19 protein-coding genes and 1 tRNA gene are annotated in these 21,481 nt (G+C 41.2%); 13 read left to right on the top strand and 7 right to left on the bottom strand.

Annotated features, from left to right (window positions below):
• Window positions 1-124: 124 nt before the first annotated feature.
• From AK823_RS12885 to AK823_RS14325, 8 genes are all read left to right on the top strand, one after another.
• A complete protein-coding gene (locus tag AK823_RS12885; protein ID WP_203226563.1) occupies window positions 125-973 on the top strand; it encodes an N-6 DNA methylase in 849 nt (282 codons plus the stop codon).
• The gene (locus AK823_RS12880) at window positions 963-2,192 is read left to right on the top strand and encodes a restriction endonuclease subunit S (protein WP_068329705.1); all 1,230 of its coding nucleotides are present in this window, start codon (window positions 963-965) and stop codon (window positions 2,190-2,192) included. The genes AK823_RS12885 and AK823_RS12880 overlap by 11 nt, the downstream gene beginning before the upstream one ends.
• Window positions 2,192-3,289 (top strand): PD-(D/E)XK nuclease family protein, encoded by a 1,098-nt coding sequence (locus AK823_RS12875; protein WP_068329702.1) that lies wholly within the window; start codon window positions 2,192-2,194, stop codon window positions 3,287-3,289. The genes AK823_RS12880 and AK823_RS12875 overlap by 1 nt, the downstream gene beginning before the upstream one ends.
• 258 nt (window positions 3,290-3,547) lie before the next feature.
• Window positions 3,548-5,653, top strand: coding sequence for an HsdR family type I site-specific deoxyribonuclease (locus AK823_RS14370; RefSeq protein WP_343286414.1), 2,106 nt, complete (start codon window positions 3,548-3,550; stop codon window positions 5,651-5,653).
• A 32-nt stretch (window positions 5,654-5,685) separates the two neighbouring features.
• Window positions 5,686-6,912, top strand: a complete 1,227-nt coding sequence (locus tag AK823_RS14365; protein WP_343286413.1) for a hypothetical protein — start codon at window positions 5,686-5,688, stop codon at window positions 6,910-6,912.
• 6 nt (window positions 6,913-6,918) lie between these two features.
• Window positions 6,919-7,290, top strand: a complete 372-nt coding sequence (locus AK823_RS14170; protein ID WP_203226562.1) for a hypothetical protein — start codon at window positions 6,919-6,921, stop codon at window positions 7,288-7,290.
• Window positions 7,230-7,781, top strand: a complete 552-nt coding sequence (locus tag AK823_RS12865; protein ID WP_265732898.1) for a SprT family zinc-dependent metalloprotease — start codon at window positions 7,230-7,232, stop codon at window positions 7,779-7,781. The genes AK823_RS14170 and AK823_RS12865 overlap by 61 nt, the downstream gene beginning before the upstream one ends.
• An 885-nt stretch (window positions 7,782-8,666) precedes the next feature.
• Window positions 8,667-8,795: a hypothetical protein gene (locus tag AK823_RS14325; RefSeq protein WP_265732897.1), complete on the top strand. Its 129-nt coding sequence runs from the start codon at window positions 8,667-8,669 to the stop codon at window positions 8,793-8,795.
• A 229-nt stretch (window positions 8,796-9,024) separates the two neighbouring features.
• Here AK823_RS14325 and AK823_RS12860 read toward each other — a convergent pair.
• A tRNA-Ser gene (locus tag AK823_RS12860) sits at window positions 9,025-9,115 on the bottom strand.
• Between the two features lie 177 nt (window positions 9,116-9,292).
• Between AK823_RS12860 and AK823_RS12855 the strand changes: the two genes are divergently transcribed.
• From AK823_RS12855 to AK823_RS12845, 3 genes are all read left to right on the top strand, one after another.
• Window positions 9,293-10,141, top strand: a complete 849-nt coding sequence (locus tag AK823_RS12855; RefSeq protein ID WP_228138870.1) for a DNA/RNA non-specific endonuclease — start codon at window positions 9,293-9,295, stop codon at window positions 10,139-10,141.
• Between the two features lie 75 nt (window positions 10,142-10,216).
• Window positions 10,217-10,480: a hypothetical protein gene (locus AK823_RS12850; RefSeq protein WP_068329696.1), complete on the top strand. Its 264-nt coding sequence runs from the start codon at window positions 10,217-10,219 to the stop codon at window positions 10,478-10,480.
• Window positions 10,481-10,711: 231 nt separating this feature from the next.
• Window positions 10,712-11,095 (top strand): DUF2147 domain-containing protein, encoded by a 384-nt coding sequence (locus AK823_RS12845; protein ID WP_068038415.1) that lies wholly within the window; start codon window positions 10,712-10,714, stop codon window positions 11,093-11,095.
• 143 nt (window positions 11,096-11,238) lie between these two features.
• Here the strand turns inward: AK823_RS12845 and AK823_RS12840 are convergent, their stop codons facing one another.
• The 4 genes from AK823_RS12840 to AK823_RS12825 form a co-directional block, all read right to left on the bottom strand.
• A complete protein-coding gene (locus AK823_RS12840; protein ID WP_068329692.1) occupies window positions 11,239-12,501 on the bottom strand; it encodes an ammonium transporter in 1,263 nt (420 codons plus the stop codon).
• Between the two features lie 151 nt (window positions 12,502-12,652).
• Window positions 12,653-12,991 carry a P-II family nitrogen regulator gene (locus AK823_RS12835; RefSeq protein WP_010197981.1) on the bottom strand — a complete coding sequence of 113 codons (339 nt, stop codon included), beginning with the start codon at window positions 12,989-12,991 and terminating at the stop codon, window positions 12,653-12,655.
• Between the two features lie 605 nt (window positions 12,992-13,596).
• Window positions 13,597-14,451 carry a universal stress protein gene (locus tag AK823_RS12830; RefSeq protein WP_068038410.1) on the bottom strand — a complete coding sequence of 285 codons (855 nt, stop codon included), beginning with the start codon at window positions 14,449-14,451 and terminating at the stop codon, window positions 13,597-13,599.
• A gap of 124 nt (window positions 14,452-14,575) precedes the next feature.
• Window positions 14,576-16,075 carry a SulP family inorganic anion transporter gene (locus AK823_RS12825; protein WP_068038408.1) on the bottom strand — a complete coding sequence of 500 codons (1,500 nt, stop codon included), beginning with the start codon at window positions 16,073-16,075 and terminating at the stop codon, window positions 14,576-14,578.
• Window positions 16,076-16,704: 629 nt separating this feature from the next.
• On the opposite strand from AK823_RS12825, the gene murD reads away from it, so the two are divergent.
• Window positions 16,705-18,141, top strand: a complete 1,437-nt coding sequence (murD, locus tag AK823_RS12820; RefSeq protein ID WP_068038405.1) for a UDP-N-acetylmuramoyl-L-alanine--D-glutamate ligase — start codon at window positions 16,705-16,707, stop codon at window positions 18,139-18,141.
• Window positions 18,142-18,406: 265 nt separating this feature from the next.
• Window positions 18,407-19,603: a putative lipid II flippase FtsW gene (gene ftsW, locus AK823_RS12815; RefSeq protein ID WP_203226561.1), complete on the top strand. Its 1,197-nt coding sequence runs from the start codon at window positions 18,407-18,409 to the stop codon at window positions 19,601-19,603.
• 105 nt (window positions 19,604-19,708) lie between these two features.
• On the opposite strand, the gene gluQRS is transcribed toward ftsW, so the two are convergent.
• Both gluQRS and dksA read right to left on the bottom strand, forming a co-directional pair.
• Window positions 19,709-20,677, bottom strand: coding sequence for a tRNA glutamyl-Q(34) synthetase GluQRS (gluQRS, locus tag AK823_RS12810; RefSeq protein WP_068329686.1), 969 nt, complete (start codon window positions 20,675-20,677; stop codon window positions 19,709-19,711).
• Window positions 20,678-20,929: 252 nt separating this feature from the next.
• Window positions 20,930-21,370: an RNA polymerase-binding protein DksA gene (gene dksA / locus AK823_RS12805; RefSeq protein ID WP_068038396.1), complete on the bottom strand. Its 441-nt coding sequence runs from the start codon at window positions 21,368-21,370 to the stop codon at window positions 20,930-20,932.
• Window positions 21,371-21,481 lie beyond the last annotated feature (111 nt).

The raw sequence follows: 21,481 nt of genomic DNA, 5'->3' as shown, positions 1-21,481 counted from the left end.
AACTAACATGGTGACATAATATTTAGGCGTAAATGGCCTGTATTTAAGAGGCTAATGTCATGTCACCACTATAATATGTTACGGATAGTGCGGTTCAGGCTCGCTACTCATCAAGTGCGGGGCGATGGTACGTAAAAACTCTGGCTCTAAAAAGTATGCGCTATACGGTCAAGAAGCCATTGGCTCGACATGGGCACTGGCCAAGATGAATATGTTCCTACACGGTGAGGACAACCACCGTATCGAGTGGGGCGATACCATCCGTAATCCGCTGCTACTCGATAAAGACGGCAGGCATTTATTACAGTTCGATGTGGTGACTGCCAATCCGCCGTTTTCACTGGATAAATGGGGTCATGAAGATGCCAGCAGCGATCCCTATGGTCGCTTCCATCGCGGCGTACCGCCCAAGACCAAGGGCGATTATGCCTTTATCAGTCATATGATTGAAACGCTGAAACCAAGCACTGGCAGAATGGGTGTGGTCGTACCACACGGCGTGCTGTTCCGTGCATCCAGTGAAGGCAAAATCCGTCAGCAACTTATCGAAGAAAACCTGCTAGATACGGTGATTGGCTTACCGGAAAAGCTGTTCTTTGGTACGGGTATTCCAGCAGCTATTCTTATCTTTAAAAAGAACAAGAACGATGACAAGGTACTGTTTATCGATGCAAGTAATGAGTTTAAATCCGGTAAAAATCAAAATCAGCTCACTGAGGATAATATTGCTAAAGTCATTGAGACTTATAAGGTGCGGAAAAGTGTCGATAAATACGCTTATCTAGCGAGCTTTGATGAAATTAAAGAAAACGACTTTAATTTGAACATTCCACGTTATGTCGATACCTTTGAGGAAGAGGCGGAGATTGATTTGGATGCGGTGCGCTCTGAGCGTCTTGAGTTAAAAGCTGAATTAGAAAGTCTAGAGAATGAGATGGCAGGGTTCTTAAAGGAGTTGGGTTATGGTGCCTAATGGTTGGAGTATTGAAAGTCTTGGTAACGTAACGGAAAAAGTGGGAAGTGGTGTTACTCCTAGAGGTGGCAGCAATAGCTATAAACTTTCAGGAATTCCGCTTATTAGAAGTCAAAATGTTCTTTGGGGAAAGTTAGACTTATCTGACGTTGCTTATATTGACGAGCTACAACACAATAAAATGAAAGGAAGTTTCGTTTATAAAAATGATGTATTGCTAAATATTACAGGTGCTTCTATTGGACGAGTAGCAGTTTCAGATATTGATGAAGCAAACGTAAATCAGCATGTTTGTATTATACGTTCTGAAGAATTAAATTCAGAATATTTAAAAAGTTTTTTACTATCTTTTCAAGGTCAGAAACAAATTGAACAATGCCAAGCAGGTGGTAATAGACAAGGGTTAAACTTTGAGCAAATAAAATCATTCAAACTACCTGTACCACCACTTCCAGAACAACAAAAAATCGCCAAAATCCTATCGACTTGGGATAAAGCGATTAGCACGACTGAGCGCTTGATTGAGAATAGTATCCAGCAGAAAAAAGCGTTGATGCAGCAATTGCTGACGGGTAAAAAGCGGTTGCTTGATGAGTCGGGTAAAAGGTTTGAGGGTGAGTGGGAAGAGTATAAACTCAGCGAAATAACTAACTTTATAAGAGATGGAACTCACGGAACGCATAAGAGATACGAAAGTGGCGTACCAATGCTTTCAGCTAAAAATATCACTAAGCAAAACACGGTTGATTTTGACGATGCGCCATACATTAGCGAAGAAGATTATAATAAGATTCACGCTAGATATACGATTAAAAGTGGTGATATTCTACTAACGGTTGTTGGAACACTTGGACGTGTAGCTCTAGTACCAGAGGAGTTGGCTGAAAAATTTACGCTTCAAAGAAGTGTAGCTATTATCAGAGTTGCAAAAGGTATCTGTAACCAGTTTCTGATGCAATTATTTAGTAGTAGTGACTTCACTCATTTACTTCATAGGAAATCAAACTCTACTGCTCAAGCAGGAGTTTACTTAGGTGAGCTTGGCAAATTAAAAATTCTCCTACCAAGTTTTGAAGAACAACAAAAAATCGCCACCGTATTAACCAACGCCGATAAAGAAATTGAGTTGCTTGAGCAGCAATTGGCTGATTTGCAGCAAGAGAAAAAGGCGCTGATGCAGGTGTTGTTGATGGGTAAGGTTAGGGTGGTGGTTGATTAATGGATATTATTCAGTTAAAGCAATTAATAGAACACATCAAAACCTTGCCAATCCCAGAAACGCCTGAGACAACAATATTCAGTATTGGTAGCCGTGGTTACTATGAAAACCCAACTTCCGATGTGCTAGCTTTTTTTTGTGATAGTGAAGGTGACCATGGTTTAGGCTCTCTAATGATCGAGGCACTATTTGAGGCGCTTTCTACAGCCAATCCTAGTTGTGGTAATTTGGATGTTGATGACTTCTCTGTTATCAATCCGCCTGAACGTGAGGCCATTACCAAAGGCAAAAAAAGAATCGACTTGCTGTTAGAGGGCAATGAGTGGGTCATGTTGATTGAGAATAAAATCTATCATCATCAAGCCAATCCTTTTGACAGCTATATAAAGCACGTAGAGTCAAATAATGATTTCAAAGAAAAGCAGTCTTTTTATGTTGTGTTATCGCCAGATGGCCAATCACCTGATGATTGGCTTGGCTTAAGCTATCCAGTATTAATTAATGCTATTAAACAAAAATTGGCAGGTACTTTTATTTCTCAACCATTAAACAAGTGGATGCTTTTATTACGTGAATTTATACTACATTTAGAGGGCATTATGACTGGTTCTAATATAGAGGAAGATACGGCAAAATACGTTTTAGGAAATTTAAGTCAAATTAAAGATATTCAAGATTTAAAAATAGAGGTTGTTACTGCCTTTAAAGACGAACTCGTAAAGAAAGTAGAGTCTGTTTTTTTAAACAATAAGATTGATACTAAAATACATCATTGGTATGGCTTCCCTGTACTGCGTTTCACCTTAGAGTCATGGAAAACCGAATCAGTTGTAGTAATGTTTCTAGATGGGCGCAAAGACAAAAAATATTGTGTTGATCTCTATGCTTATGACATTACCACATCAAAAGAACATGAAATTGCTGAGGCCTTTTTAAAACAAGATGATTGTACGAAAGCTTGGCTTGAGAGTTCAGACACAATAAAATGCTTTAGAACATCCTATGACTCTTTTAATAAAGATAATGCGTATGAACTATTAATCAAAAAGCTCAAATTACTTGACGAGTTTGAGACTAAGGTTCGTTCTCAATGGTAGGTTTTTATCTATATAATTTGATTCAAGTGCGTAGGCTGGGTTTTTAACCCAGCATCAAGACTTTGCAGAATTACAATGCTGGGTTAAAAACCCAGCCTACAAACACTAATCTATACCCAACATAACCGTCACGCTTAGTGCCCTTTGGGTAACGCGCAACCTTGGCGGTTTTTCTTTGCCTTTTTTATGCAGTTTTGGGCTACAATCGATAAAACTAAACAAGCTACCAAACAAACGCTATGTCTAAAGTGGGCAGATATGACCAACCCCAGCATCAACTTCCAAGAAGAATTCAGTTCAAAGATTCCTGCCTTATCTTTGCTCAGCACGCTGGGCTATCGATTTATTCCACCCAGCGAATGCAGTGCCATGCGCTCAAAAGTGGCTTCAAATAAGGCTACTAACCAAGTGGTGTTATTGCCTATCATGCGTGCGTTTTTAGCTAAGCAAACTTTTACGTTTGAAGGTAAGTCATATCATTTATCAGATAGTGCCATTGATAAAATCATGCACGAGCTCAATCCTGCTATGAATTTAGGCTTGCAGCTCGCTAATGAAAAGCTCTACAACGCTATGCTTTATGGCGTGACCGTGACGGAGTTTATCGACGGTAAAAAAACCTCGCAAACCATTGGCCTGATAGATTGGGATCATATAGATAACAACAGCTTTCACGTTACCGAAGAGTTTGTCGTACAGAACGCCGAGGGTACAGGCAACGTCATTCCTGATATCGTCTGCTTTGTGAATGGTCTGCCGCTAGCAGTGATTGAAGCCAAACGCCCTGACTCCAGTAGAGAGTGGCAGTCAACCAACGCGCAAGCCGTCTCTCAGCACATTCGTAATCAAAAGCCAAAATTTATTCCAAATCTATTCGCCTATAGCCAGTTATTGCTAGCGGTCAATGGTCATGATGGTCTGTATGCCACCTGCGGTACACCTGAAAAGTTTTGGGCAAAATGGGTCGAAGAAGAGATCTCTGAGCCTGAGTTTGCCCATCTAAAAAACCAAAAGCTTAATGATGATCAGCTTAGCCTTCTATTTGATCATCGTCCTGTCACAGCTAAAAAAGAATATCGGTCATTAATTAATGCTGGTGATCTAGTCGTTACTGATCAAGACCGCCTTATCATTAGCTTATTACAGCCTGAGCGTTTGCTGGAGATGATGCGCCTGTTTACCTTGTTTGATAAAAAGGCAGGCAAAATCGTTGCCCGTTATCAGCAAGTCTTTGGTATCAAAGCCTTGATTGAACGTATCAGTACTTTTGACGAGCAGGGCAGTCGTGAAGGTGGAGTGATTTGGCATACCACTGGTAGTGGTAAATCTTTTACGATGGTGTTTTTCTCTAAAGCTTTGATTTGGTTAGAGCAGCTCGCGAAGTGTCGAATTATTGTTGTCACGGATCGTGTCGATTTGGAAACCCAGCTGAGCAATACCTTTAAGTCTGGTGGTGTAATAACCAGTAAACGCGATAGTCGTGACGCCATGGCAACTTCTGGTCGTCGTCTCGCGCAGCAAATCGGTCACGGTAATGAGCGCGTTATTTCCTCTATTATTAATAAGTTTGGCTCAGCCGTTAAGTATGATGAATGCTATAACGACAGCCCAAACATCATTGTCATGGTCGATGAAGGTCACCGCAGCCAAAACGGTGAGAACAATATCCGTATGGCGCAAGCCCTACCAAACGCTGCCTTTATTGCCTTTACTGGTACGCCATTGCTAAAAGACGATAAGACCGAGAACAAATTCGGTAGCATTATTCACTCTTATACCATGCAGCAAGCGGTCAAAGACAAAACCGTCACGCCACTGCTATACGAAGAGCGCGTTCCTGAGCTCAATACCAATGACCAAGCTATCGATGCTTGGTTTGACCGTATTACCCAAAAGCTTAGCGAGGATCAAAAGAATGATCTCAAGCGTAAATTCTCCCAAAAAGGTCAAATCTATCAGGTTGAAGGTCGCATTGAGCTGATCGCTCATGACATCTCTGATCACTTCCAAAACTTTAAACAGCAGCATCTAAAAGGTCAACTGGCTTGTGATTCTAAAGCTTCAGCTATTCGCTATAAAATGGCATTAGACAAGATTGGCAAAGTGACCTCCGTGGTTGCCATGTCACCACCTGATACTCGTGAAGGGCATGACACCGTTGATAGAGAATCAAAAGACATTGTTCAAAACTGGTGGCAAGATAATGTCGCCAATGAGTATGGCGGTGATGAAAAAGCCTATACCAAAGCCATCATAGAAGCTTTTAGTCAGGACGATGGTCCTGACATTATGATCGTCGTCGATAAGCTATTGACGGGATTTGATGAGCCAAAAACACGGTACTGTATATCGATAAACCCTTAAAGCAGCATAACCTGATTCAGGCGATTGCACGGGTGAATCGCTTGCATGAGAAAAAACGCTTTGGTTATCTGATTGATTACCGCGGTATCCTAAAAGAGCTGGATATCACCATTGAGAAATACCAAGACTTAGCGGAACGTACGCAAGGCGGGTTTGATATCGAAGACCTCAAAGGTCTATATAACGCGATGGATACTGAGTACAAGCAGCTACCAAGACTACATAGTGAGCTGTGGGCGCTATTCTCATCGGTGAAAAACAAGCAAGACGGTCAAGCACTGCGCCAAGTACTCGCGCCAAAGATGCAGGAGGTCGACGGCAGAGTAGTCGATACTAAGCTTAAAGAACGTGACGACTTTTATGCTGCCTTGACCGCATTTTCTAATGCCATGAAAATTGCGTTGCAATCAGCATCTTTCTTTGCAGATACCTCATTCGATAACAAGCGTGATCGTTATAAAGCCGATCTCAAAGCCTTTACTAATCTACGTAAGCAAGTGCGCGAAGACGCTGATGAGACCATCGATTATGATGAGTATGAAGCGGATATTCGCAGCTTACTCGATAAGCACATTGCAGGTTTGGAAGTTCGTGAGGCAAAAGGCGTTTATTTGGTCGACAACTTAGGTAAGTTGGGCAAAGATTTCAAGCCTGAAAATCTAAGCGATGATGAAGCACGTAACCAGACTGATAAAATTACGGGCCGTGTGACCAAGATGATTGAGCAGGATTTGGCTGATGATCCGTATGCCCAAGCGTATTTTTCTAAATTACTGAAGCAGGCGATTGCTGATGCTAAAGCGATGTTCGATGCACCCGTGAAGCAGTACATGATGTTTGCTGACTTTGAGCAAGCCGTCAAAGACCGTAAAGTCGCTGATGTGCCGAATGCGTTTATCGATGATAATGGTAAATTAAATAGACATGCTCAGGCTTATTTTGGTTTGTTTAAGCTTTTATTTGACGCTGGTGGTGATAATGATAGCTTAGCGGATAAAGAGCTAGATAATGATAAGCTAGTCGCTTACGCCTTTGAGATTGATGAAGTGGTTAAAACTAATGTGGCGGAATATTCCATCAATGCCAGTGAGATTGAAAATGCGATTAATAGAAGCTTATTGCCAATGTTGTTTGCTGACTTAGGTATTGATAAAGCGCAACAGCTGATTGAAGAAGTATTAAAAATTACCCGGCTTGGGCTGTCGAGAGAAGCAAAAGGCACGAAAGAGACAAGTAGTCCACGAGCAGCAAGAGGGTAGTAGGCAATGACTGATAACAACGTATTTTATTATGGTGAAGATAAAATTCACTATGAAGTAGTGCGTAAAGAAGTAACTTATAAAGAAAAGACAGGCAAGTCTAAAAGCGACACGCTTATTAGCGAAAACACCAAGCCCCTCAAACCAAGCAAACTGATTAAACCAAGCAGACCTCGAAAAGTGGTCATTAAGGTACATCCAGATTTGCGTGTGGTCGCTACCGCGCCTAGCGATGCTACAGATGAGATGATACATGAAAACGTGCGCGCTGGATATGGCAAAGCCTACAAGACTTTGCCAAGCAAAAAGATCATGTATTGCCCAAGCGTTATGTCAGCGGTGAGACCCAGTTTTATCTGGGTCGTCGTTATGTGTTAAAAGTAATAACGGATGCAGAGCAAACGGCTCGAGTTAAGTTATTACGTGGTAAGTTAAACGTTACCGTTAATCAAGTAAGCAGTAATCAAAAAAGCGGCAATCAAGCAAATCAGTTTGCTAGTGAACGTTCAGTTAAAGTAAAAGCGCTATTGGATAAATGGTATCAAGAGAGAGCCGAAATTATTTTTGCTGAGCGTTTACACGCAGTATTGTCCAAAGCATCATGGGTCACAAGCATGCCATCATTTAGACTAATGGCAATGAAAAAACAATGGGGCAGTTGCTCTACTAAAGGCAATTTAATACTTAATCCGCATTTAGTAAAAGCACCAAAAGAATGCATTGATTATGTGATATTGCATGAGCTGTGTCATATAGCTGAGCACAATCATAGCGAGCGCTTTTGGCGCTTATTAACGCAAGTCATACCGAATTGGAAAGCCGTAAAATCCAAGCTTGATGGGATGGCGGAGCTGTATTTAAATGAATAAAGATCATAGAGCATAAAAGGTTTTTATTAACACCCATAAAAAATAGCACCCTATGAGGCAGGATGCTATTTGTCATTGTCAGTTATTCAGAACATTACCCAATCTTTGCATTTATTAGCATTGACAACATTTTTCACAGCAATGACATGTCTTGCAAGAAGCAGTACTACTACAATTACATTTGGTGCAAGCGCAAGTTTGGTTATCTGCCATCTGCACTAAATCAAATTTATTCTTTATCAAAAAAGTCATAAGAGCTCCTTGTTTATAAGCGATAATTTACTTTAACAATAATAAATAGATCACGCAGCCATTTTATTGTTACGTTCTACATTGGATTAGTTGTTTAACATCAGGATGTAGAAATTATCTGGCGTGCTATAAATGCCAATTCGTACAGTATTTCGGGATTTTACACCACTATTACTCTACTGATGACCATTAAGGGCTAGATTGTTTATTATTACACCACATCACCTATCAACAAAAGTAAAAAAATTAATAATAACAAACTTTTATTCATTTTTGTATTGATTAATATATTCACTTTGAGTAATATAGTCCAAACATTATTTCTGTATGTTCTCACTTTCAGCGCTCAAATCATCTACTGCTACCTACCATTATCCTAGTCAACTCAAGTGATTCTGCGCTTGAGATATTTTTAGTGGTAGAGATAGATTGTAAGTAGTGGCGGTTGTTATGGTCTGAAAAGTGTGATGAGTCACAAGTTAATATTATTGATGCCCCTTGCTAGAGAGCATCTTTAGGCAACGGCATTTTAATATCAGCTTTTAAGTGTCTTTAGACAAAAATATTAGTAATGGTGCATCTACCGGTCCCATCATTACTAATCATCCACAGTATCCGGCCAGAGGAGGTATCATGAATTATGCAATAGTAGTGTTGATCACAGCAATTTTAGGGTTAGGAGCCACTGGGCACAGTAATGGTGGCAGCCATAGTAAGACAAGTTCTTCTGGCGGTGGTAGCTCTCAGTGTAGCATCTTCTAACAACAGCTAATCAGTATAAAAAGAAGGGCATTCGTGTCCTTCTTTTTTTATATGGTGTCAATATCAATACAATAATTGGTTTTAAAAATATTATTTGGCAAAATGGAACAAGCCAAATAAAAGCCATAAGCTTTGCTAATAAAAAATATGTAGATATAAGAGAGGGTAGTACAAGAAGGGTAAGACAAGATAGGAAAGAGAGCTAGGCTTTAATCAAGCAAAATAAGATTGGCGGTGACGGAGAGATTCGAACTCTCGATACGCTATGAACGTATACACACTTTCCAGGCGTGCGGTTTCAGCCACTCACCCACGTCACCGTTTTTTGAACGACTTAGTATAGCGGATACGATTTAAAATGTCACGGTTTGAGCCTCATCTTTCTTTATTTGTAGACCCCTGATAGGATAGCGTATACGTAACAGTAAGCATAGACGGTTGAAAGTTGAATGATAAGTTTTGTTAGACCTATATATAGTTTCAAAAACAGCATAGTAATGACGGCAATTACTATCATAGTCAGTATATCGTCCGCTCATGCTGATGACTTTACTCAATGTAGCCAATCTTTTTATGGCGGTGTCTATCCTGAATTTGTCAATGATAAGCTAAGTGCAAAGACCCAACCCTTATGTATGGACGGTTTTGCTGTGATGTATTCTGGCGTATCACGTACACCGTTATGGTCAGCAGAGCACTTAACTCGTAAGCGCTTGCAGCAAGCCAAAGAAATCGACCGTGAAGACAGCTTTCATGAAGAGAGCCGAGTACCTGAGTCAGCGCGTGCCTCATTGTCCGATTATTCAGGCTCCGGCTATGATCGCGGGCATCTAGCCCCCAATGCTGACATGGCAACACGTAGCCAGCAATATGATAGTTTTAGTCTGGCCAATATTGCTCCGCAGTCTCCGCGTAATAATCGCTATATTTGGCGTAATATAGAGTCTGCTACTCGCTATTTAACTCAGCAATATGGTGAGGTTTATACCGTTACAGGTGTCGCATTTACCGATAAAAAAACCAAACAGCTTGCTGGGCGGGTGCTAGTACCTAGTCATTTTTTTAAGGCAGTTTATGTTCCAGCGACCAATCAAGCAGGTGTTTACTATGCCCCTAATGACGAGTCAGAGCGTATAGAGGTCATCAGTATTGATGAGTTAACGGCCAAAACTGGTATCGATGTCCTACCAGTACCTGACCTAAAAACCAAAGCGCAAGCATTAGAGCTACCATTGAAGGCTGGAGAAAACATAGATAGATCAGATGACGCGCCAATTGAAGAACCTGCTTGGATGTTGTTTGTATGGGCGATTCTTGAATGGTTAGTGGCACAGTTACAAGCTTAGATCAGTCCCAGCTTAAACAATGTCTGCTATTTATCAATAAATATTGCCAAGCGTTACTTAGATATGGAGAGTAAAATGATTGAGCCATTTGCAAATAATCACCAAAGTATGCAGATTGGTGAGCTGACTATAGAAAATCAAGAAGACAAAATTATCATCTATGGTGATGTTGATTTATATCTCAATGATTCAGGTCATGAGCAAGCAAAGCAGTTACATGAACTGACGACCAAGATATTACAAGCTTTTGAAAACTCTACCGAAAACAGTAAAAAAACGCTGACGTCAAAAGAAAAAAGTGACCGACAAGATGAAAATATAGACAATCCTTTTCTGTAACTATTTGATATAGTTTTAATTTTATAGAAACAATAATCTATAAAAAATTACTAGGCAAAGTTCGGATTTTGTCTATAATGAGTGCAGAAGATGTTATTTAGGTTGATTGCGTAGTTTAAATTATTAGTAGTTTAAGTTACTAATAGAATTTAACAGCAAACAACTGATAGCATAGGATAAGCACGAAAACATAATGTTTTTGAGTAATCATCGTACGAATGGAGTCGATCTATGAAACTATTTACAAAATCTATTTTAGCAGTTGCTGGTATCAGTATGGCCACTATGGCATTTGCCGCTGATCCATTAGCCAATACTACTTGGCAAACTTTTGATGACGGCAAGCCTAAAGGTGTAGTCAAAATCACAGAGTCAAATGGCGTATTGACGGGTAAGCTAATTAGCACTGTATCTGAAAAAGGTAAAAAGCACGTTGGTATGACCATCATCTCTGATTTAAAAGCTGATGGTGGTGGTAAGTACAGTGGTGGTACTATCACTGATCCTGAGAAAAACAAGACTTATCGTATGACTGCGAATTTAAGCGGTGATACTCTTAATCTAAAAGGTTACTTAGGACCATTTTCACGCAGTCAAACGTGGAAAAAGAAATAAGCATTTATTCTCATCTATCTAATTGATAATGACAGATATCTGCTCAGTTAATATTTTAAATCAAAACAATAAAACCCGCATGACCAATTGGTGATGCGGGTTTTATTATTTTTATAGCTAATCATATTTTTATGATATCGGTATTATTTAGTAAACTCAGGATAAGCTTCCATACCACATTCTGCAATATCAGCGCCTTCGTACTCATCTTCTTCAGAGATACGTAGACCGATGACCACTTTGATAATTGCCCATACTACTGAGCTGGCAATAAATACCCAAACGAAAATAGTCGCAGCGCCTGCAATTTGTCCGACTAAGCTAGCAGCAGGATTGGTAATAGGGACGATTAGTAGACCGAATAGGCCGACGACACCATGAACAGAGATAGCACCAACAGGATCATCAATTTTTATCTTATCTAAAGCCAGAATAGATAACACTACAATGGCGCCTGCGATTAGACCAAAAAGAGTCGCTTGCAATGCAGATGGAGTGGAGGGTTCTGCAGTAATCGCTACCAAACCTGCTAATGCACCATTTAAGAGCATGGTTAAATCAGCTTTACCAAAAATAAGGCGTGCTAACAACAAGGCACCGATTGCACCACCCGCAGCTGCTGCATTGGTATTTAAAAACACCATGGCCACTGCGTTAGCGCTGGCTATATCACCTAGCTTGAGTACTGAGCCACCATTAAAGCCAAACCAGCCCATCCACAATATAAGGGTGCCCAGCGCTGCTAATGGTAGGTTAGCACCAGGAATCGCCCGTATCTCACCATTAGATCCGTACTTACCTTTACGTGCTCCTAAAAACAATACACCAGCTAGTGCTGCCGATGCTCCTGCCATATGTACAATACCGGAGCCTGCAAAATCAGAAAAGCCCATGTCATTTAAGTTGAATAGTCCAAGGACATCTTTGCCGCCCCACGTCCAACTGCCTTCTAATGGGTAGATAAAACCAGTCATCACTACCGTAAACATCAAAAAAGCCCAAAGTTTCATACGCTCAGCAACAGCACCTGAGACAATCGACATACAGGTAGCTACAAAAACGACTTGGAAGAAAAAGTCGGATGCTGCAGAGTAAACAGAATCACCAGAAAAGCCATTTTCGGCAGAGGCTGCTAAGGCATCTTCTACTAAAGTCTCACCGCCTGCAATACCACTTAAAAATAAATCACCACCATACATGATGGCATAGCCACATATCATGTACATAGTGCAAGCGGTGGCAAATAGCGCGATATTTTTGGTTAAGATTTCGACGGTATTTTTGGATCGAACCAGTCCGGCCTCTAACATCGTGAAACCGGCGGCCATCCACATGACCAGTGCCCCACACACTAAAAAATAAAACGTGTCGAGTGCGTATTGCAGCTCAAAAATCTGACTTTGCATCTTAATTCCCCCTTGAATTGTGAATGCGGTAGATCGGCTTGTTTCTAGATGTACTTTACGGTGCAGTTATCCTCTTTAAGACTATATTTATTAAAAATATACTTGCACCAATAATGTGCAAGACTGCTTATCCGTTGTTTAACTACAGGCTTTAAATAGCATCTGGCCCCGTTTCACCAGTACGAATACGGATAACCTGCTCAAGTGCCGTGACAAATATCTTGCCATCGCCGATTTTACCGGTGCTGGCAATACGAGTAATAGCTTCGATAGCGGGTTCAACCATCTCATCGATAACCGCTACTTCAACTTTTACTTTTGGTAAAAAGTCCACCACGTATTCTGCACCGCGATATAACTCAGTATGTCCTTTTTGGCGACCAAACCCTTTAACTTCAGTGACTGTGACGCCTTTAACGCCAATATCAGATAGTGCTTCACGCACGTCATCAAGTTTGAATGGTTTTAAAATCGCAGTGATTAACTTCATAAGAAATTTCCTTATATGAGTGATGTCGCAGGCCGTTGCATAATTTTTAGTGCATCATACCTTCGCCATGCCTATGGTAAGTCGTTCAAGAATTGTGCCAAGCGCACTCAAGGGGGAGGAACGCTTAGACTTATTCAATACCAGAACGATAGCCACTATAACAGGCAAAAGCTTTATATTGTCATAGTATTTGGTGCAATAAAAACGAAATAGTCCGCATAAATACAAAGTAAATTTAGGACGAATATAGCAGAAGTGCCTGTAACGTTAGGTGCAACGAGAACTTTATTATAACCAACTTTGGTGCTTTGCGGGGAGGCTATCCTGTGATGATTTGCGAAAATATTACAAAGAACAAGGAGCAAATATTAAAATAGAATGAACATAGAAATATCTATCATAAGGATATAGATAGTTAAGCAATTTAAGATTAATCAACTGATAAGTTAAGAGAGACAGAAGTAGAGTAAGTTTCGCAACTATAGTGACAGCTAATCAGTCGCTAGATTAAGCCGCAAGGCAAGGCGATACGTGCGCTAAGAGCAGCGGACATATCGTCTATATTTATGGAGATTCAAGAATGATAGAGTTAACTATGAAGAGGTTTAGGCTTTTGGAAAGAGTAAATAAGGGGTTTTGGTAGTGCCCAATAGTTTCTTGGTTTCGCTACCTTTGAGTAGCTCACGTAGTCGTGATTGCCCAAAGGCACCAGACATCAGTAAGCCGATATTGTGCTCACTTTGATAGTAGTTCAAAGCGGAGCAAACATCGCGACTGTCTAATAAGGATTTTTTACAGTTAATACCTGCTTGTTTGAGGCGCGCATAAGCTTCGCGCAGCGCATCGCAGTTTTCGGAAGTGTCTTTACCAACCATCACAATATGAATGGTTAATGATCGAACAAGGGGTGTTTTACATAACCAATTAAGCATTTTATGTGAAGTGGCACGATTATCAAAAGCAAATAACGCGGTAGTAGGGGGCAAAAATGGTGCATGAGTCACCAAAATAGGGCAGTGGCTTAAGCGTATTAGCTGGCTTAAAGTTGATTTACAGGTAACGTGATGACCGATAACTATCAATTGCGACTTTTCATCAACATAGTCGATACTCTCGCCTAGGGTTTCATGTCGATGCAAAGTATATATTTTTCGCTTGTGTAAATTCTGATCACAATAAGCCGTTGCTTGATGCAGCAAGAGCTTACCTTGGGCCTTAAGCTCTGAGTTACTCAAGTGCTCGTGGCTGGTGAATTGATCAAGCAAATGATTTTCATCATCGATATTTAGGCAGCCTGAATAATTGACGGCCGCCTTTTGTTGTACGCTTGGCACTGCATGTAACAAGCCTACGGGCGCTTGCAGGCGTGAAGAAGCCCACATACTAGCATCTAGCACCGCTTGTACATGATCAGGACAGTCTAGACAAGCAATAACACTATCTGGTTTTAAGTTACTCATAAGGGCAATCACATCATCTCAAGGAGAAAGGACAGTCAAGCGAAACAGAGCGACACAGCAGCTAAAATAAATAGCTGCTGATAAGTAGACTCTGATAAAAAGTTAGAAATTTGTGCCTGTCTGTCTAATCCAATAGGCCGATATCGCGGCGATCGTGAATAGAGAAACGATCGATCAGGGTACGACTGGCATTATTTAAACCAACTACTTTGACATCAATACCTTCACGTTGCAAGCGCATGACCAGCTTGTCCAAAGTATCGACTGCACTGATATCCCAAAAATGGGCTTGGCTCACATCAATCTCAATATTGTCCAAAGCTTCTTTGGTATCGAAGCTTTGCAAGAACTGTGTCGTTGAGGCAAAGAACACTTGTCCTTGGACATAATAATAGCGGGTATTGCTGCTATCATCATAATCACTAAATATGGTTAAGAACTGACCAATTTTATTAGCAAAGGCTAAGGCTGATAGTAGTACGCCAACCCCAACACCATAAGCTAAGTTATGGGTAAATACAGTGGTCAAAACAGTCGCTAGCATCACAATGTTAAATGACATTGGATGGGTTTTGAATTCACGAATAGATTGCCAGTTAAAAGTACCGATTGAGACCATAATCATAACAGCGACTAAAGCGGCCATTGGGATTTGACTGACCCAATCGCTTAGGAAAACCACCATAATTAACAAGATAACACCAGCCATCAACGTCGATAAGCGCGTACGACCACCGGATTTTACGTTAATCATTGACTGACCAATCATCGCACAACCAGCCATACCGCCAAAGAAACCTGAAACGACGTTGGCAATACCTTGACCACGACACTCACGGTTTTTATTACTTGGGGTATCAGTCAGCTCATCGACAATCGTCGCTGTCATCATTGATTCAAGCAGACCCACGATAGCTAGGGCGATAGAGTAAGGAGCAATAATAAACAAAGTCTCTAGATTAAGGGGAATATCAGGTAGCAAAAATACCGGAAGCGAGTCGGGAAGGTCGCCCATACTGCCAACGTTACGAATATCTAAATTCATATATAGGGCAACTGCCGTCAGTCCAACGATACAGATGAGTGGCGAAGGAATGATGCGCCCAATTTTGGGAATAAGCGGAAACAGATAAATAATCGCCAAACCTGCTGCCGTCATAATATAAACGGTCAAGCCAACACGTTCAGTCGCCGGATTAAGCTCTGGTATCTGGGCGGCAAATATCAAAATTGCAAGCGCATTGACAAAGCCAATCACCACTGAGCGAGAGACGAAGCGCATAAGGTTACCAAGCTTTAGGATACCCATTACGATTTGAATACCACCGCATAGTAGCGTTGCTGCAAGTAAATACTGCAAACCATGATCAGCGACGAGGTCAACCATGACGAGAGCCATTGCTCCTGTCGCAGCGGAAATCATTCCCGGACGACCACCAACGAAGCTAATCACTACCGCAATACAAAACGAGGCGTATAAGCCAACCTTTGGATCGACGCCCGCGATAATAGAAAAAGCAATGGCTTCTGGAATCAGCGCCAATGCGACGACGATACCGGATAACACATCGCCACGTACATTAGAAAACCATTCGTCACGTAAGCTATCAAAAAAAGATGTCATAAGTAAACTGCATAGAGTTAGAGGCAAAAAAAGCAATCATTACCTAGTAGTCATACCACCTGTCAACCATAACGGTCTATTGATAATACCAGCCACTAAGAAAGCTACCGCGTCGCCCAACAGACTAATGCTGCTAAGCGGTCTTGCACTTGCACTATTTTAAAAGTTATTAATGCTTAATAAAGAGTATGGCCACTGAGTCGTTTGCAGTATTGCCAATAGTAAAATATGATTAAAACCTAAGATAATGCACAAATGGCTATGATGATGTATCACAGCAGATAGATTGTCAGGTAAGATGGCAAAACAGCTATAATAAAAGCGTTTGCCACAACATAATGACAGTATGAGTAGCTATTGAGGACAAAGTGACAATAGCGTAATAAAGGTCACAACTTGTTTAATCGGAATACAAAATTAAATTACCAGTTAAGACCTCAGCAACTTAATATAAAAACATCCGCATAATACCACAAAGTGATAAAAAAGCAGTACCGAAACATGAACGATACCGTTATGATGCTCACCATCATTGTAATTAGAAATTTTATATCGTGCACTTGCCCGATGCAGTATCAATAACCATCGTTTTTGATAGCCAAGTAAATAGCCTCATAAAAGGAAAATATATGACGACCTTCGCTGCAACAGACAACTTAATCCATAAAGGCGGTGGCCTACAAGTGGTAGTCGGATTGGGACAGTCAGGGCTATCGGCAGCACGTTATCTGACTGAACAAGGTTACCGCGTGGCAGTAACAGATGGACAGTCCGCACCAGTGTTAGCAGATAAATTACCTGCTGCTGTTGAAATTCGTCAGTTTGGCGCTATTGATGCTGAGCTATTGCAGAAAGCGGCGCGTATTATTATTAGCCCTGGTATATCTCTTGAAACTGAGGCTGTCGCAGCAGCACGACAGGCTAATATTCCGGTTGTAAGCGACATTCAGCTGTTTTGTGAAGCATGCGATGTACCAATCATCGCCATTACTGGCTCTAATGCCAAAAGTACGGTGACCACCTTGGTTGGTGAAATGGCCGCTGATGCAGGTATCAATGTTGGTGTCGGCGGTAATATTGGCGTGCCAGCATTAGATCTTTTATCTAATAGCGACATGACCTTGGCAGTCCTTGAATTATCCAGCTTTCAATTAGAAACCGTGACCAATTTGGGTGCTCAAGTAGCGACAGTCCTTAATATGTCGCCTGATCATTTGGATCGTCATGGCGACATGCTTGGTTATCATCAGGCCAAGCATCGTATTTTTCAAGGTGCCAAGTCGGTAGTTATTAACCGTGAAGATGCGTTGACTCGTCCACTAGTAGCAGATAATTTGCCACGTTTAAGCATTGGTATTCATGCTCCTGATAAAGGTCAGTATGGCCTGATTACTGATCCTGATGGACAGATTCATCTGGCACACGGTACAGAGCGATTATTATCAGCAGAAAAACTTATTATTAAAGGTCGCCATAATTTGCTTAATGCTCAAGCAGCTCTAGCACTCGGTGAGCTTGCAGGAATACCTATTGATAGCATGCTTGCTACCTTACAACGCTTTACAGGACTTGATCACCGCTGCCAATATGTCGCAACTGCTGCAGGAATTGATTATTTTAATGATTCCAAAGGAACCAATATTGGCTCGACCATCGCTGCTATTGAAGGGCTAGGCGCGGTATATGCACCCAAAGATGGTAAGCTACTATTAATCTTAGGTGGCCAAGGTAAAGGTCAGCAATTTGGCGAGTTGACGCCTTTTATTAACCAGTACGTCAGTCAAGTTCTGTTTATCGGTGAGGATAGCCAGCAGATTGAACAGCATCTGCGCGCTGCCAAGCTAAGTGATGATGTGGTGCTACATCAGTGTCAAACCCTCGAAGGTGCATTTGCAAGTATTCAGCAAGTCACCGCGAGTAGTTTGTCGCAAGTACAAGCAGTACTATTGTCGCCAGCATGTGCTAGCTTCGATCAGTTTAGCGGTTATGCGGCGCGCGGTGATTATTTCAGCCAGTTGGTAGCACAATTGGTTACAAATACCGATGCTGCTGATACGACTGTCTAATCCGAGTATTTAGATGATAAATGATTGTTTTGCTTATGAATTACTGCTACTGTCAATCACAGTTAACCAGTTCTAGTTTAATGGGGTCATTTTTCTCTAATGAGACCCAGTTATCATTTATTAATTGCTATTATAAATGACTGTATAGCGACAAGTTATAACAGCTACTAGCTATAACAGTCACTCGGCGTATTTTTTACTTAGTTTAAACGGTGGCGTCGAATAGACGTCGTGTTTTTTTTGTTTGTTAGCGTATTTAAATATTATGGCACTCTCTTTCCTTTCTCGTTCTTCTCAAAAATCTGAATCGGCTTCTGGTTCAGATGGTGTTTTATCTTTGCCCTCAGCGCGCGCTATTTTGTTATCTAGCGTCGGTTGTATGATGGTGCTCAGCTTGCTCATGGTGGCTTCGGCTTCTATTCCTTTCGCGCTGAGTCGCGGGATGACCGAGCTGTATTTCTTTGAGCATCAGCTGCTATACATGGGTATTGGATTAATTGCTGCTGCGATACCATACTACTTTGTGCCATTAAGGACGCTGTATCAGACCGAAACGCAGTTTATCTTGCTGGGTGTGACTGGTGCACTGCTAATAGCAACGTTATTTGGTGCGCCTATCAACGGCTCAAAACGTTGGTTAAATTTAGGCGTTATCAACTTTCAGGTTGCAGAATTAGCAAAGCTGGTAGTGATTGTCTTCGTTGCTGACTTTGTAGTACGGCGCTCGTTTGAGGTACGCAATGGCTGGGATGGATTTTTACGTATTTCCTTAGTCATTGGCCTACTGACTTTCCTGCTATTGCTACAGCCTGATTTTGGTTCGTTGGTTGTCATTGTAGGGACAGTATTTGCGATATTTTATATCGCTGGTGCGCCCTATAAGCAGTTTGTGGCACTAGGAGCAGTAGTTGGTGTGCTTGGTGTGCTGGCAGTTACTATGGTGCAGTATCGACTCACAAGGGTTTTATCGTTTTTAGACCCATTTGACGACATTCAAGATACCGATTATCAGCTGGCACGTAGCTTGATTGCTTTTGGTCGCGGGCAGTTCACAGGCGTTGGCTATGGTGAAAGCGTGCAAAAGCTATCACATCTACCTGAAGCACATACAGACTTTTTATTGGCTATTACGGGTGAAGAGCTCGGCTTTGTTGGCGTAACTATGATTCTATTATTAGAAGCGCTTATCATCGGTAGTGCTATGCGTATCAGCTACAATGCTCTAAAACGTCGCCAAATGCGTATGAGTTATACAGCTTTTGGTATTGGGATTATCTTTATTGCGCAGACGATTATTAATGCTGCTATGAATATGGGTGCGATGCCGACCAAAGGTTTGACGATGCCATTCTTTAGTTATGGTGGCTCATCAATGCTAATTAGTTTGGTGATGGTCGCGTTACTACTCAAAATCTACAAAGAAAGCCCTGAGATAGAAAAAAGCCAATGTCGTTATTTCTAACAAAAACTCGTTAATTTTAAAAGTAAGGGTAGCGTGTTCCGTTTAGCGATAGCCATAAGAATTAAGGTAATAAAAGCGTCGCTATTAAGCGGCGCTTTTTGCTTTTTAAGGATTAGGAATATAAGAATTAGGGATATTTAGAGAGGTTTTACCTTGTAAGAGCGTATTGTCCCATTGAGCAACTGCTTGCTCTAACATGCGTGCTGGGGTGTCTATGTCAACTAGAGGCTGTTGCAACAGCTGTAAAGCATGAGTGATTAGCTTACTCGGATCGCGGGTATCAATCGGTTGGGCAAGATTTTGTTTAGAGAGCTTTTGGCCATTAGGGTTACATATTAGTGGCAGGTGATACCACTGTTCAATAGCAGGTAAGCGAGCGGCTTGCATGATACTGATTTGCGCTGTGGTCATAGGTAAAATATCTAGACCACGCATAATATGAGTCACGCCTTGCAAACCATCATCAAGGCTTGCTGCCAAAATATAATTGATCATGCCATCTTGCCGACGAACGACCATATCACCTAAGGTTTGCTGCGGATTATCCCATTGCAGTCCTTGAATACCATCTCTAAAACCAATCGAATAGTCTGGCAGCTGTATGCGCAGTTTATGTTGATCTTTATTAAGGCTTGCATCTACACAGCAGCGTGGATAGCGTTGTCTATTAAGCAGTTTCTGGTTTGCATTTTGCAAGTTTGAAGTTTCTACAATAGCTTTGCGCTCCCAATACTGCTCTAGACTCTTGCGTGAGCATTGACAGCCATAAGTTAGGGGCAAAAGTGTTGAAGATAGATAATCATTATAAATATCAATGCGTTCAGACTGGTAGACAACATCACCGTCCCAATGCAAGCTTAAGGCTTCTAAATCTATTAGTATTTGCTCACTAAATTGCTGGTCACAGCGCTCAGTATCGGTATCTTCAATACGTAAAAGCCAATCACCGTTTAAAGATTTAATATGGCAATAACTTGCCAGCGCCGTAGTCAAAGAGCCAAGATGCAGCTCACCAGTAGGCGATGGTGCAAAGCGTCCGATAGGGCGTGATGGTGGCTGAGAAGGTATCAGCATTTGGATCTCAGTAGTATGAATAAATGTCAAAATGGGCAGCTATTGAAATAAAGGAATGAGAGTAGAGTAAGAGAGATGAAGATAAAAAGATATTTATTAAACTGATGTATTTTGTTAACCAACGGCTAATAAATACAACTTCAGCGACCAAAATGCAATGAGCGACCAATTATTTGGTCGCTCATTATTGTAAGTATCAGATAATCAATTAGTGGCATTTACTGTACTAATATAAAAGTGTCAGTTTAATGTTTAGGTATGACCTTGGTTTTGACGCTCTTTCATCTCAGATAAAGTTTTGCAGTCGATACACTGAGTCGCGGTTGGACGTGCTTCTAGACGACGCAATCCAATCTCTACACCACAAGTCTCACAAAAACCATAATCATCGTTCTCGATTTCTGCCATAGATTTGTCAATTTTGCGAATCAATTTACGTTCACGGTCACGTGTGCGTAGTGCTAGTGCAAACTCTTCTTCTTGAGTCGCGCGATCATTGATATCTGGCATGGCACTAGACTCGTCTTGAATATAAGTCTTTGTACGATCAGCTTCGCCAATCAGTTGATGCTTCCAGTCCAATAAAATAGCTTTAAAGTGCTCTAACTGCGCATCAGACATATACTCTTCGTCTTTAGCAGGTACATAAGGGGTGAATTTAATATCACTTGGGTTCTTAGTCAGGGTGCTCATATGGGTATCCTACTTTTTCAAATTAATTCAATAAAACGACGTTTTAAAAGATAAAACTTAGATAGGTGTCAACAGATGCTATCACTTATCCTTTATAGAACGTTTTACCAC

Source organism: Psychrobacter sp. P2G3 (genome assembly GCF_001593285.1).
Taxonomy (GTDB): Bacteria; Pseudomonadota; Gammaproteobacteria; order Pseudomonadales; family Moraxellaceae; genus Psychrobacter.
This window is presented reverse-complemented; position numbering and strand designations above follow the sequence as displayed.